Here is a 13,465-nt window from a genome sequence, read left to right as displayed (position 1 = left end):
CCGGGCATCTCGGGGCGGAAGGGCGTCTCATCCTGCGCGGGATTCTCGGGTCGAAGCTCTGCTTCGCCCGAGAATGACGATCCCGGAGAAATGACGGCTTGCCATGGCCGCCTCTGGTAAAAGCCTGCGGGCTCATGGCAGATAGCAGGCAATGCTGACCGGTTCCTACCGCAAACGACTCGAAGCCGACCTGATCCGCTGGGCTCACGAAGGCTGGATCACGCCCGACGGCGCCAGTGCCATCAGGCGCGACGTCGCCCGCGAACATGCGGGCTTCCGCCTGCCGGCCCTGCTTGGGCTGTTCGGCGGGCTCTTGATCGCCTCCTCCGTCGCCGCCTTCGTCGCGGCGAACTGGGAGGCGATTCCGCGCCTCGTGAAGCTCGCCATGATCCTCGCCGGCATCGCGGTCGCCTTCGCCGTCGCCTATCGCCTGCAGAAGGCCGGCTCGACCGGCGGGGCCGATGCCGCGACGACCTGCGGCGTGCTGATCTTCGGTGCCGGGCTCGCGCTCGTCGGGCAGATGTACCATCTGCCGGCGGACTGGCCGGGCGGCGCGATGCTGGTCGCGCTCGGCGCCTTGGTCGCGGCCTTCCTGATGCGCTCGAACGGGGCGCTGGCGATCGCCTTCGTCGCGCTCTGCGCCTGGAGCGGCGGGCGCTGGGACGAAGCGGCCAGCGGGATGCATTACGGCTTCTTCGCACTCTACCTGCCGGCGCTCTGGATCGCGCTCTCCCGCGGTAACCGGCTGGTGCACCACCTTGCCGTGCTCGCAGCGGCCTTCTGGCTCGGCATGGCGCCGGGACAGTGGCTCCTGAACTCCTTCGATTATGGCCTGCTGGCCTATGGGCTTGCGATCTCCGTCGCCTTCGTCGCCCTGGGCGCCCTTGCGCTTGACCGGGGCGGGCCGGCGCTTCTGACGGCCTGCCTGCCCTGGGGGCTGATCGGCCTCGTGATCGTGCTCAATAGCGAATTGGCCCGCATTCTCGATGCGAGCGAGGCGCGGGCGGGGCACGCCTTCCTGTTCGTGTTCTACGCCTATGCCGTGGCCGTTCCGTTGAGCGTCCTGCTGGGTGCGATCGCGCGCGAGCGGCGCTTCGCCTGGCCGCTGGCGGCGGGGCTGCTGCTGGCGCTTCTAGTGCCGGTGCTGTTCTGGAGCGACCGCGTCTCCGGCATGCCCGGCAAGATCGCGGTGGCGAGCCTCGTGCTCCTGGCGGCGACGGCGCTGGTCATCGCTGGCGCGGCCGGTGGCATCCGGCGGATTCTGACGGCGGGCTCGATCCTGTTCGGCGTCGCCATCCTGATCCTGCTCTGGCAGACCATCGGCACGCTGCTCGACCAATCGCTGTTCTTCCTGTTGGCCGGCGCCGCGCTGCTCGTCACAGCCTGGGGCGCGCGGCGGCTGTTCGCCAGGCTCAACGGCCCGACCGGGGAGGCCGCGTGATGCGTGCGCTCTCGGTCGATGCGATTGCCGCAAGGGTGCCACTGCTCTGGCGGGCCGTGGCGACCGCGCTGCTGCTGGCGCTCGGGCTGCTTGCGCTGGTGCAGCAGCGGGCCAGCATCCTGAGCAGCGGAACGGAAATCCGCCTGCGCACCGTGCCGGTCGATCCGCGCGACCTGTTCCGGGGCGACTATGTCGTGCTGGCCTATCCAATCAGCGTGGTCGACACCGGCAAGGACGGGGCCGGCTACACGCGCGGCGAGACCGTCTATGTCACGCTCAGGCGTGACGGCGAGGGCTTCGCGCGCGCCGCCGGCGTATCGCGTGACCGGCCCGCGACCAGCGGTGACACGGTTGTGATCGCCGGTCGCGTGACCTCGACGAGCGCCTGTGCGCTGAACGATGCCGGGGAGTTCGACTGCTCCGGCGACCGCCGGCGGCTGCGCATCGCCTATGGTATCGAGAGCTATTTCGTGCCGCAGGGCGAGGGCAAGGCGATCGAGACGACCGACAAGGCCCGCGTCGAGGTCGTCGCCGCCGTCTCGGCCTCGGGGCAAGCTGCGATCAAGCGGCTCCTGATCGACGGCAAGCCGGTCTATGCCGAACCGCCCTATTGAGGCGCCATAGCAGCGGACCGAAAGCCGGATCCGCCTTTCGGAAAGATCCCGCGCGACGGCGCAGCCGTGGTTGCTGCGATTGCGCCCGGCAGGGCGTGCGGTGACCTACGGCATCGTATTCAGTCCGATGCTGTAGGCTTTTGTTTTTGCTGCGTCTTTCTCCGAAAATCGCATTCCGCTTTTCTGGCCGATGCGCCACGCGATCCTCACAGTTTCTCGATCGCCATGTTCCAGCCGCAGAGATGCAATTTCCTGCGGCCGCCTGCTTCACACGGGGTTGTGACATTGCGCCGCGTGACGCCCGGCATGCCGAGTTATATGAACGGCAGATGAACGGATTCTGCAGATGACGTTCATCTTCCCGTCGGTGGGATGGAACCGGCCGCCTGGAGCGGGCGTTTCCCTTCCCGACCGACAGAGCCTGCCAGAGGACTGCCTTTCGTGTCCCTAGACTCGTCATTCAAGCGCTTCATGCTGTTCGGCCGTCCAGCCGAAGGCGGAGCGCTTCGTGCGGCGGGGCGCGATACACGGATCGACATGGTGCGCGGGCTCGCGCTGCTGATCATCTTCATCAACCACATGCCGGGGAACGTGGTTTCGGCCTATATGCCGAACAATTTCGGCTTCTCCGATGCGGCTGACGCCTTCGTGCTCCTGGCCGGCGTTTCCGCGACCTTCGCCTATGGCGGGTTGATCGAAACGCGCGGCTTCTCGATCGCGGCGCTGAAGCTCGGCGGCCGGCTCTGGACGCTCTACATCGCCCATCTGGCGGTGTTCATCCTCGTCTGCGGCGTGATCGCGGTCGCGGTGACGCAGACCCAGAACCCGCTCTACATCGAGGCGATCAACATCCAGCCCTTCTTCCGCGACACGGGAGAAGCGCTGATCGGCGCGCTGACGCTGACCTACCAGCCCTCCTATCTCGACATCCTTCCGCTCTACATCGTGTTGCTGGCCCTGTTTCCGGCGATCTATTACGGCGTGCGCCTCAGCCCGGCGCTGACGCTGTTCTGCTCGCTGGCGATCTGGCAGGTGGCGCTGGCGCTCGATCTGCATTTGCCGAATTCCGGCGGCCATTGGTTCTTCAACCCCTTCGCCTGGCAGGTGATCTTCACGCTCGGCGTCATTCTCGGCCGCTCGGTGCAGCTCGGGGTCACGATGCCGCGGCTGCGCTGGCTCGATGCCGCGGCCGTCGCCTTCCTCCTCTTCGCCTGGCTGGTGAAGATCCCGACGGGCAACCCGACGGGCATCGCCCTGCTGAACGACTGGTTCGATTCCGTTCAGCTCGGCTCCGACAAGACCAATCTCGCCTGGAGCCGACTTTTCCATCTCGGAGCTCTGGCCTGGCTCGTCATCCGCTGGCTGCCGGCCGGCGGCATGCTCACGCGCTCGGCCGTCGGGCGGGCGTTGGCTTGCTCGGGACGCAACTCGCTGCATGTCTTCTGCGTTGGTATCGTACTTGCGATCATCGGGCAGATCGTGCTGGCGGAAACGTCTTTTGCCCTGGACGTCCAGTTGCTGCTCTGCGCCGGTGGGGTTACACTCTTGACAGGGCTAGGGATTTTCCTGTCGTGGTACCGTTCGATCACGAGTCGCGATCAGCGCGCGGAGCCTGCCAAGGCTCCCGGCGTGGCATCCAGCGCACAGGCGCGGCTGCCATCTTTCTCCTCGCGCTGACCTCGCTCGCGCTGGCCGCCCCTCCCGTTTCGCCTGCCGTCGATATGCGCTGCCGCGCCGGCGCGATGCAGGCGTTCCAACCGGTGCTTCCGGCGGCCCGCAAGGCGATGCAGGAGACGGGACGGCTCACCGTCGTCGCGCTCGGCTCCTCCACCACGGCCGGCTCGGGCGCCAGCGCGGAGGACAGGAGCTATCCCTTCGTTCTGCAGACGGAACTGCGCCGGCGCCTGCCGGGAGCCGAAGTCCGGGTTCTCAACAAGGGCGTGGGCGGCCAGTCGGCCTATGACATGCTGTTGCGCATGGATACCGATGTGATCGAGGAAAAGCCCTCGATCGTGATCTGGCAGACGGTAGTCAACGACGCGATCCGCGACATCGGCACGGAAAAGCTGACCAAGATCCTGCGCAAGGGCATCGCCAAAGCCCGCGCCGCCGGCATCGATATGATCCTGATGGATCTGCCGTGGCTGCCGCGGGAAGAGCGCTATCCGCAACTCGACGATTATCGGGCCGTGCTGACGAAGACGGCGGAGCAGCAGGGAGCCGCCTTGTTCCCGCGCTATGCGATGATGAAGGGCTGGTCGCGCTCGAAGCAGTTCACGGAGGAGGAACTCGTCGGCATGGACGGGCTGCATCTCGTCGATGCCGGCTATCGCTGCCTCGCCTCGCGCATCGCCGACGGCATCGTCGCGGCCGTGGGGGACATTCGAATCCGCGCCGTCAGCAAGAAAGCGGAAACGGTCGACTGAGGGCGCGTTGCCTTTCGGGGGCGAAGTCGGCAGGTTCCGGCGGGCAACGGCAAGCGCGCTATTTGGCCAGCACCTCGATATCGCGATCGATGCCGGACTCGACCTTGAAATCGCGCGAATAGACCTGCCCCTCCTGCCGGGCGATCAGCACATAATCGCCCTCGGCGAGGATCACCTGCGGGAAGGCGCCGATCGCCTCGCGGATGACGTCGCCGCCCGGCGTCAGCACGCTGAAGGCGGTGCCGGCGAAGGCTTCTCCCCCTGCGGTTGCGACGAGCTTCAGCGTGACCTTGGCGGCGCGGTGATGCAGCGTCGCATCGGTGACCTTGCCGGTCTCGACGCGGACATCGGCGCGCTGGATGGCGTTGGAATCGCCATAGGTCGAGACGACGTGATAGGTGCCCTCGGGCAGGCGGATGAGGTCGCCGGCCTTGGCCTCGCCGGTCACGAGGCGTCCTTCCGAATTGCCCTGGAGGGGCACGAAGACCTGGAAGGAGAGCAGCCCGGCCGGAATCGGCGCGTCGCCGATCGAGCCGGCCAGCGTCAACGCGCCGGCGCTGATCTGGACCTGATCGTTGACGCCTTGGGAGCCGAGGCTGATCCGCTTGGTGCCGCTGGCGAAGCCGTAAGCCGCGTGGACGATGTAGTTGCCCGGCGGAAGCATGAAGTTCGGCGTGGCGTCGGCGGAACGCGCGACGATGCGCGGGGCCGAGCCGTCCGCCGTCTCGCTCAGGATGCGCCAGTTCAGGCCGGAGCGGATCGGCTTGCGATCGCTGGCAAACTGAGCGGAGACAGCGAGGCGGGCGACGGCGGCCTGCGCGCCGGGCTGGTCCTGCACGCTCTGGGCGGCCGGCGGGGGCATGGTGTCGACGGCGGGAGCCGGGGCCGGAGCCTGGGCCAAGGCTACCTGGGCGAAAGCGAGAGCAGGCACGAGCAAGGCCGCGAAGCGGCCGAGCCCGCCGATCTTGCGGCGGCCAGCTTCAAAGCCATCCAATTCAAACATGCTTTTCGTCCCTAGAGCCCTTGCGGCGATGTATGAGCAGGCTCGCTTGTCCTCATCATGGCGAAGGCATAGGTCTCGACCATCGCCATAGCCCGGATGTTTCATGACCGATACGCTCTCCCTGCTCAAGCTGCGTCGCTCGGTGCCGCCGCAGTTCCTCGCCGCTCCCGGACCCGAGGGGGCCGAACTCGGCGAGCTTCTCGCCATCGCCGCGCGGGTCCCCGACCATGGCAAGCTCGTGCCCTGGCGCTTCATCGTCTTCGCGGGCGAGGCGCGCGAGAAGGCGGCCGATGTCGTCGCGCGGGTCTTCCGCGAACGCAACCCGCAGGCCAGCGCGGACCAGGTCGAATTCGAGCGCAAGCGCCTGACCCATGCGCCGGTGATCGTCGCTGTGGTGTCGCGAGCGCGCGAGCACGCCAAGATCCCGCTCTGGGAGCAGGAATTGTCGGCCGGCGCCGTCTGCATGACCTTGCTCGTCGCCGCCTATGCCAAGGGCTATGCCGGCTCTTGGCTGACGAACTGGTTCTCGTTCGACCGCGAGGTGCTGACGGCATTCGGCCTCGCCGCGGACGAGCGCATGGCCGGTTTCGTCCATATCGGCACGCCGACGGCGCCGATCACCGATCGCGACCGGCCGGTGATGGCGGACATCATCAGCTATTACGGAGCCTGACGCGATGATCTACTCGGCGACGCGGGAGGATCTCGGCTTCGCGCATGATCCGTTCAAGGCCATCGTCGCGCCGCGGCCGATCGGCTGGATCACGGCGCTCAGCGGAAAGGGGGAGGTCAATCTCTCGCCCTACAGCTTCTTCAACGCGATCTCCTCGCGGCCGAACCTCGTGATGTTCTCCTCGGAGAACAAGAAGGACGCGGTGAGCTTCATCGAGGAAACGGGCGAGTTCACCTGCTCGCTCGTCTCGGGCGCGCTGATGCAGCAGATGAACCTGACCTCGGCGCCGCTGCCGCGTGGGCAGAGCGAATACCCTCATGCCGGGCTCGAGATGGCGCCGTCCCGCTTCGTCAAGCCGCCGCGGGTCGCGGGCACGCCGGCTGCGCTCGAATGCAGATCCGTCTCGATCCAGCAATTGCGCGACATCGACGGCAACGACGTGCCGCGCTGGATGGTGATCGGCCAGGTCCTCGGCATCTTCATCGACGATGCCTTCGTCAAGGACGGGCGCTTCGACACGGCCGGAGCCAATCCGATCGCGCGCTGTGGCTATGCCGACTATGCCGAGGTGACGAGCGTGTTCTCGCTCCAGCGGCCGGCAGGCGGGTAGGGCGGTCGTTGGGCTGCCGTCATTCTCGGATCGAGCCCGAGCATGACGCCTCGTGGCCGCCGGCTTCAGCCCGCCAGCGGTCCCTTGACCCGGTAGTCGCCGAGCTCGGCGAGCGCGCGATTGATCGTCTCGGCGTCGAGGCCGGCGCCTTGCGGGAGCGTCAGGCGCGGCGGCTCCAGCGTCACCGTCGCGCCGGGTGAAAGCGTCGTCGCCGCGCGCTGGACGCGCGAGGCGCAGCCGCCGCAATGCATGCCCGATACCTCGAAAACCTGAGTCATTGGAATCGCCTCCGGCACATCATTCAGCCAGTTTCTGAGCGCGGGCCTTCAGACGCTCCGCCCTGATAAGATGGGGACGATCCAGCATTTCGCCATCGAGCCCGATCACGCCGGCGCCTGGATTGGCGGCGAAGAGCGCGATGATCTGCTCGGCCCTGGCGAGCGCTTCGGGCGAGGGCGCGAAGACCTCGTTGATGGGGGCGACCTGCGCCGGGTGGATCGCCATCTTGCCGGTGAAGCCGTCGCGCCGTGCCGCGAGGCACTCGGCCCGCAATCCCGCATCGTCGCGGAAATTGGTGAAGACGGTATCGATCGCGTCGATCTGCGCGGCGCTGGCGCCGAACAGGGTGAGGGCGCGGGCGAGGCGGTAGGGATCGGTATAGCAGCCGTCCTGCAGCCTGTTGGTCTCGGCGCCGAGATCGGCGGAGAGGTCCTCGGCGCCCCAGGTCAGCGCCAGCAGGCGGTGCGAGGCGCGGGCATAGGTGCCGAGCCCGAAGATGCCCTTGCCGTTCTCGGTCGCGATCGGGAGGATGCCGGTCGCGCCGTCGGGCAGGTCGGCCTCTGCCTCACGCACCGCGATCCTGGCGGCGAGGTGGCCGACATCGACGCCGCCTTCCGATTTCGGCAGCATGATCGCATCCGGTACGCCGGGCATGACCGCATCGAGATCGGCGTCGCTCATGCCGCTGGCGAGGCCGTTGATCCGCACGATCAGCAAGGGGCGCTTCGGCAGGGCGCGGGCCGCCTGCAGGAAGTCGCGCGTGATGATGCGGGCCTGCGGCTTGGCGTCGAGCGCGACGGAGTCCTCGAGGTCGAGGATCAGCGCGTCGGCGCCGCTCTCCAGACCCTTCTGTTGCTTCTTCGGGCTGTCGCCCGGCACGAACAGGAGCGAGCGCATCCGCGTCAGACCGCGATCGTGGCGGGGGCGGGGCGCTTGCGCATGAAGGCCTGGCGGCGGCACTGCGCGACCAGCGTGCCGTCCTGCTTGTAGGCTTTGTGAAGAAACTCGACGATCCCGGCATCGGGGCGCGAGCGCGACTCGCGCTTGGCGGCGATCTCGGTGGTGCAGTTCACGGTGTCGCCCTCGAAGAGCGGGGCCGGGAAGGTGACGTCGGTCATGCCGAGATTGCCGATGGTGGTGCCGACGGTGGTGTCGTTCACGGAGATACCGATCATCAGCCCGAGCGTGAACAGCGAGTTCATCAGCGGCTTGCCCCACTCCGTTTCGGTCGCGCAGAAATGCGCATCGATATGAAGGGGTTGCGGGTTCAGCGTCATGTTGGAGAACAGCATGTTGTCCATCTGCGTGACGGTCCGCGTCAGGCGATGCTCGATGACAGCGCCGATCTGGAAGTCCTCGAAATAGATCCCGCCGCGCTTGTGACGCTCCAGTTCTGCCATCGACCTTCTCCGCATTCACAAAGCCAGCACTGAGCCGGCGCGAAAGTGGTAAAGCGCGTTCCGCGGAGAGGGAAGCGGAAAGCGGCGGCGTTAAGGAACGGCAGGCGGCCTTAACCCTTCGCTTACCATAATGGAGGCAATCTTGTGGCGCGTCCCCGCAGCCTCGCGGCGAGCCGCGCCCGAGACCTTCGATGTTCCTTTTCACCACGCCGCCGAGCCGCGAGACCCAGCCCGCCGCCAACCCGGTCGTCAGCGCCATTCGCGAGGGCGCGGATCGGACCGGCGCGGGCTTCGACTATCTGCTCAAGACGGCGCAGCGGGAATCGTCGCTGACGCCGGACGCCAAGGCGAAATCCTCGAGCGCGACCGGCCTGTTCCAGTTCATCGAGCAGACCTGGCTGTCGATGGTGAAGCAGGAGGGGCCGAAGCAGGGTCTGCAGAACTACGCCGACGCCATCAACGACAGTGGCGGCCGGCTGACCGTCGCCGATCCGGCGCTGCGCGAGAAGATCCTGCAATTGCGCAACGACCCCCAGGTTTCCGCCGTCATGGCGGGCGCGCTGACCCAGAAGAACCGCGACCAGCTCGCTGGCGCGCTCGGTCGCCAGCCGCAGGCGGGCGAGCTCTACATGGCCCATGTGCTGGGCGCGCGCGGCGCATCCGATCTGATCCGGGCGGCCGCGAGCGATCCGAGCCGCATTGCGGCGCGCGATTTCCCCGATGCGGCTGCGGCCAATCGCGGCATCTTCTATGACAAGGCCGGCCGGGCACGCAGCGTCCAGGAGGTCTATGGCGTGCTGGCGGCGAGCCATGCCAGCACCCAGCTCGCGGCCGCATCGACGACGAGCGGCAACGCGACCACGGAGGAGACGCCGGTGGCCGAGATCGCGGCGGCGCTCCAGCCCGGCCGCGCGCATGGGCTGATCGGGCTGTTTTCGACCGGGGGCTCGCGTGAGCCGGTCTCGAAGGCCGTCGCCAATCTCTGGACATCGCCGCGCGCCAATGCCACCCGCACGGCCGCGCTGGACAGCGGCGAGCGTTATTTCCCACGGGTCAAGAACGACGCAGCGCCCTCGGCTGCCGTGGACGGCGCGCGCTCCGGCGACGCCGGCGGTCAGGGCAGGGCGATGGCCGCGCCGCTGCCGCCCACCCGTCCGGCCGACCTCGCCTTGCCGTCGACGGGCTCCGCGCAGGCTGCCGGCAAGGCCAGGCGCGGGCCGCTCGACCTCTCGTCCTTCATGATCCAGCGGAGCGACGCATGATCGTTCGCCGCTTCCTGCTCTGGGCCCGCACGGCGCCCGCCGAGGCACGCGCCTCGGGCGCTGCCGCGCTCGCCGGCGCCTATCTGCGCTCCAGCCTCTCGCCGGAGGATCGCGCCGAGGCCGAGACGGCCCTGATCGCGCTGATCGACGATCCCTCGCCGTTGGTGCGGCGGGCCATCGCCGAGGAGATGGCGCCTTCGCCGCATACGCCGCGCAATCTCGCGCTCGGGCTGATCGCGGACCAGAGCGATGTCGCGGCCCTGATGCTGGCGCATTCCCCGGTGTTCACCGAGGCGGATCTCGTCGATGCGGCGGCCGTCGGTGACCTGCTCGCCCAGCGCGCCGTCGCCATGCGCCGTTGCCTGCCCGCGGGCGTGGCCGCGGCTCTGGCCGAGGTCGGCGGCGAGGAAGCCCTCCTGACGCTCGCCAATAACCGTACGGCCGAGATTCCCGATTTCTCCTTCGAGCGGATGATCGAGCGCTGCGGCAACAATGGCACCCTTCGCGAGGCGCTGCTGGAGCGGCCCGACCTGCCGCCCGGCCTGCGGCAGGTGATCGCTTCCAGGGTTTCCGATGTGCTGGCGCATTTCGTGTCCGGCTGCGGCTGGCTGACGCCGGAGCGCAGCGCACGGCTCGCACGCGAGGCGACCGAGCGCGTCGCGGTGGCGCTGGCGGCCGGTGGCGAGGCGACCGATGCGCCGGCGATCGTCGAAGTGCTGCGCGCGACCGGGCGGCTGACGCCCGGGCTGATGCTGCGCTCCCTCCTGAGCGGAGAACCGGCGCTGGCCGAAGCGGCCTTCGTCGCGCTGTCCGATCTGCCGCCGGGACGTGTCGCCGCGCTGCTGCGCGACCGGCGCGGGGCCGGCCTCAAGGCGCTCTGCCGCAAGGCGGGCTTGCCGCCCGCGCTGGAACTGGCCTTCGTCGCCGCCATCCTGGCGCTCAATGCGCGCGGCTTCGACGCGGGCGCGGCGCGCTGCGGCATCGACCGGGCGCTGCTGCGCGAGGTGCTTGCCGCCTGCGAGGCGATGGAGGGGCCGGAGGCCGACGCGCTCGTGGCGTTGCTGCGTCGCATGGACGCCGAGGCCGCGCGCGACGAGGCCCGGCTGATGGCGGATTCGCTGGCCGACGACGCGGCCTTCGCCTTGCTGGTCGAGGCCGATCCGTCCTTCCTGATCGAGCTCGAAAGCGGCGATCTGCGCGACGCGGCCTGAAGGCCCCTCAGTAGCCGAACTGCTCGCGCAGGATCCGCTCGTCCAGGCTGTGGCCGGGATCGTGTAGCATGACCAGATCGACCGTCCGGTCGATTTCGATCGAGACCGAGGAAACCTCGTCGATCTGTGTGTGGTCGGCCACCGCACTGACCGGGCGCTTGTCTGCCTCCAGCACGTCGATCGTCACCTGGGCATAGTCGGGCAGCAGCGCCCCGCGCCAGCGGCGTGGCCGGAAGGCGGAAATCGGCGTCAGGGCCAGGAGCGGCGCGTCGAGCGGCAGGATCGGGCCGTTGGCCGAGAGGTTGTAGGCGGTCGAGCCGGCCGGCGTCGCCAGCAGCACGCCATCCGCGATGAGCTCTGCGAGGCGAACCTGCCCGTCCACCGAAATCCGGAGCTTGGCGGCCTGATAGGAACGGCGCAGCAGCGAGACCTCGTTGATCGCCTTGGCCGCGACGCGGCCGCCTTGCCGGTCGACGGCCTGCATCGACAGCGGGTGGACGACGCTGCGCTGGGCCGCATCGAGCCGGCGGCTCAGGCCGCGTTCCTTGAACTCGTTCATCAGGAAGCCGACCGAGCCCCGGTTCATGCCGTAGATCGGCGTGCCGGTGCCGAGAAAGCGGTGCAGCGTCTGCAGCATCAGGCCATCACCCCCGAGCGCGACGATGACGTCCGCCTTGGCGGGGTCGGCATTGCCATAACGCTCCGCCAGCTTCACGAGGGCGGCCTCGGCTTCCGGAGTTTCGCTGGCGACGAAGGAAATCGCGCCGAATCGCTCGGTCATGACGGGTCCTGAAGCGGCGGGCCTTGCGGCGTCACTGCCGATCTAGCACGGGGCGGGCGAAAGGCGCGAGACAGCCGGGCGACAAAAAAGGCCGGGCGAGCCCGGCCTCCCGTCACGCGGCGATGCGGCATCGCTCAGATCGCGGGGCTCCACTGCACGGGCACCATCTCGAAGCCGTTGCCGTCCTTGGCGATGAAGCCCGTGGCCGGGAAGGGCGCGTGGTAGAAGGCAACCTGCATGCGATCGGCCGAGACCATGTCGAGCAGCTTGCGGCGGGTCGCGGCCGCTTGCGGGCCATCCATGTCGAAGACCGCCGACCAATCGGGATTGCGGACGAAGAGGGCGGGGTGGTTGGTCGTGTCGGACATGATCATCATCCGGCTGTCGCCGGAGGAGAGCGCGAAGACCGTGTGGCCGGGCGTATGGCCGGGCGCGGCGATCGGCGTGATGCCGGGCAGGATTTCCTTGCCGGGCTCGAACTGCCTGACATCCTTGGCAACGGGGCCGAAGACGCGTCGCACCCCGGCGAAGGCGCCCTTCATGGCGTCCGGCGCGGCATTCATCTTCGCATCGTCCATCCAGAAGGCCCATTCGGCCGATGGCACCATGGCTTCCGCGTTCGGGAAGACGGCGGTGCCGTTCTTGAGGCGGAAGCCGTTGATGTGGTCGCCGTGGAAATGGCTGAAGATGACGGTCGAGACATCCTTCGGGTCGAAGCCGGCGGCCCTGAAGTTCGCCATCCAGGTGCCGGAGGTCGGTGCACCGGAATCGCCGTTGCCGGTATCGATCAGCGTCAGCTTGCCGCCCTGCTGGATGGCGAGCGTGGTGAAGGTGATGTTGAGCGCGTCCTGCGGCAGGAAGGCCCCGGCCATCGCCTTCTTCACATCGCTCAGCTCCGCATTGCGCACGAAACCCTCGAGCGGGCGCTTGGCGAAGCCGTCGTTGATCGCGGTCAAGGTGATGTCGCCCACCTTGTAGCGATAGAAGCCCGGAGCCTGTCCGCTGGCAGGGGTTTGCGCCTGCGCGGGAGGCACGGCCGGGAGGCCGAGCGCCGCCGTGGCGGCAAGCGCGCCGGCGCCGGCCATGGTCTTCCGTCGCGATAACCGAATGCTCTGCATGATTTTTTCTCCCTCGGGACGCGGGGGAAGGTAGCGGCCCGGCCGATGCGTTCAACCGCCACCGGCCATCCGGGGGTCAAGTTTTCGTGAAGTCTGACAATGGCGGAGGGCTAGACCTGATCCTCGGCATCGGGGCGATGCCGTGCCAGGGCCCGCAGCATCGCGGCGCAGAGGGCGAGCGATCCCATCACGCCCTGCCCGGAGCACTCAGCCACAAGCGCCTGGAAGGCGAGACTGTCCTCGGAGGCGAAGCATTGCAGGCTCCAGCTCCAGCCCGGCGCCTTCTCGCGCAGCAGGGAGACGGCGATGTTGATGTCGGCGCTCACCGCGCCGAGCGATTTCCAGAAGCTGCCCTGCTGATAGATGCCACCGGCCGGGGTGCGCCGCGTGGCGAGCCGCGTCGGCTTGCGGCGGACCGTGAAACCCAGCGCCTCGTAGATCTCGGCGTCGAGCTCGCGATTCGGCTTGCTGGAAGCCTCGCAGCGCTCCGCCAGCGCCAGAAGATGATTCCGGTCGTCCATTCGTTCCGCGACGTCGGTTGACGGCATTCCGGCCTCCGCATGCGGCGGCCGGAACAGGTTGCTGCGGCATCCTACCGCATGGCGGGCGGCAGCGCCAAGCTGCGTCGGCACCGGGGCTTTACGACG

General features: G+C 68.3%; 15 protein-coding genes. 8 read left to right on the top strand and 7 right to left on the bottom strand.

The features are described from left to right. The first annotated feature begins 151 nt into the window (after positions 1-151). From AB6806_RS21890 to AB6806_RS21875, 4 genes are all read left to right on the top strand, one after another. Entirely contained in the window at positions 152-1,441 is a 1,290-nt protein-coding gene (locus tag AB6806_RS21890; protein WP_133563411.1) for a DUF2157 domain-containing protein, read from the top strand. Continuing rightward, entirely contained in the window at positions 1,441-2,055 is a 615-nt protein-coding gene (locus AB6806_RS21885; RefSeq protein WP_191125346.1) for a GDYXXLXY domain-containing protein, read from the top strand. Before AB6806_RS21890 ends, AB6806_RS21885 begins: the two co-directional genes overlap by 1 nt. A 441-nt stretch (positions 2,056-2,496) precedes the next feature. Further along, positions 2,497-3,732, top strand: a complete 1,236-nt coding sequence (locus tag AB6806_RS21880; protein ID WP_370955558.1) for an OpgC family protein — start codon at positions 2,497-2,499, stop codon at positions 3,730-3,732. Between the two features lie 65 nt (positions 3,733-3,797). After that, a complete protein-coding gene (locus AB6806_RS21875; RefSeq protein WP_370955557.1) occupies positions 3,798-4,481 on the top strand; it encodes an SGNH/GDSL hydrolase family protein in 684 nt (227 codons plus the stop codon). A gap of 58 nt (positions 4,482-4,539) precedes the next feature. On the opposite strand, the gene AB6806_RS21870 is transcribed toward AB6806_RS21875, so the two are convergent. After that, positions 4,540-5,484 (bottom strand): hypothetical protein, encoded by a 945-nt coding sequence (locus tag AB6806_RS21870; RefSeq protein WP_370955556.1) that lies wholly within the window; start codon positions 5,482-5,484, stop codon positions 4,540-4,542. A gap of 103 nt (positions 5,485-5,587) precedes the next feature. Between AB6806_RS21870 and AB6806_RS21865 the strand changes: the two genes are divergently transcribed. After that, positions 5,588-6,157, top strand: coding sequence for a nitroreductase family protein (locus AB6806_RS21865; RefSeq protein WP_038358413.1), 570 nt, complete (start codon positions 5,588-5,590; stop codon positions 6,155-6,157). Between the two features lie 4 nt (positions 6,158-6,161). Next, entirely contained in the window at positions 6,162-6,767 is a 606-nt protein-coding gene (locus AB6806_RS21860; protein ID WP_370955555.1) for a flavin reductase family protein, read from the top strand. 65 nt (positions 6,768-6,832) lie between these two features. On the opposite strand, the gene AB6806_RS21855 is transcribed toward AB6806_RS21860, so the two are convergent. From AB6806_RS21855 to AB6806_RS21845, 3 genes are read right to left on the bottom strand one after another with little or no spacing between them, the layout of a single operon-like run. Next, entirely contained in the window at positions 6,833-7,045 is a 213-nt protein-coding gene (locus AB6806_RS21855; RefSeq protein WP_370955554.1) for a heavy-metal-associated domain-containing protein, read from the bottom strand. A 19-nt stretch (positions 7,046-7,064) separates the two neighbouring features. Continuing rightward, a complete protein-coding gene (locus tag AB6806_RS21850; protein ID WP_370955553.1) occupies positions 7,065-7,943 on the bottom strand; it encodes an HpcH/HpaI aldolase/citrate lyase family protein in 879 nt (292 codons plus the stop codon). Positions 7,944-7,948: 5 nt separating this feature from the next. After that, positions 7,949-8,446, bottom strand: a complete 498-nt coding sequence (locus AB6806_RS21845; protein ID WP_038358405.1) for a MaoC family dehydratase — start codon at positions 8,444-8,446, stop codon at positions 7,949-7,951. Between the two features lie 191 nt (positions 8,447-8,637). Between AB6806_RS21845 and AB6806_RS21840 the strand changes: the two genes are divergently transcribed. After that, positions 8,638-9,708 (top strand): lytic transglycosylase domain-containing protein, encoded by a 1,071-nt coding sequence (locus AB6806_RS21840; protein WP_142022546.1) that lies wholly within the window; start codon positions 8,638-8,640, stop codon positions 9,706-9,708. Continuing rightward, positions 9,705-10,919 carry a DUF2336 domain-containing protein gene (locus AB6806_RS21835; RefSeq protein ID WP_142022547.1) on the top strand — a complete coding sequence of 405 codons (1,215 nt, stop codon included), beginning with the start codon at positions 9,705-9,707 and terminating at the stop codon, positions 10,917-10,919. The genes AB6806_RS21840 and AB6806_RS21835 overlap by 4 nt, the downstream gene beginning before the upstream one ends. Positions 10,920-10,926: 7 nt before the next feature. Here the strand turns inward: AB6806_RS21835 and AB6806_RS21830 are convergent, their stop codons facing one another. The 3 genes from AB6806_RS21830 to AB6806_RS21820 all read right to left on the bottom strand — a co-directional run bounded on the left by AB6806_RS21830 (position 10,927) and on the right by AB6806_RS21820 (position 13,366). Continuing rightward, the gene (locus AB6806_RS21830) at positions 10,927-11,700 is read right to left on the bottom strand and encodes an NAD kinase (RefSeq protein WP_038358403.1); all 774 of its coding nucleotides are present in this window, start codon (positions 11,698-11,700) and stop codon (positions 10,927-10,929) included. A gap of 134 nt (positions 11,701-11,834) precedes the next feature. Further along, positions 11,835-12,818 carry an MBL fold metallo-hydrolase gene (locus AB6806_RS21825; protein WP_142022548.1) on the bottom strand — a complete coding sequence of 328 codons (984 nt, stop codon included), beginning with the start codon at positions 12,816-12,818 and terminating at the stop codon, positions 11,835-11,837. 110 nt (positions 12,819-12,928) lie between these two features. Further along, positions 12,929-13,366: a hypothetical protein gene (locus tag AB6806_RS21820; RefSeq protein WP_133563429.1), complete on the bottom strand. Its 438-nt coding sequence runs from the start codon at positions 13,364-13,366 to the stop codon at positions 12,929-12,931. Between the last annotated feature and the right edge of the window lie 99 nt (positions 13,367-13,465).

The organism is Allobosea sp. RCC_152_1, assembly GCF_041360765.1.
Taxonomy (GTDB): Bacteria; Pseudomonadota; Alphaproteobacteria; order Rhizobiales; family Beijerinckiaceae; genus Allobosea; species Allobosea spartocytisi.
Note: the sequence above shows the minus strand (reverse complement) of the source record. Positions and strands in the feature narration are given on the sequence as shown.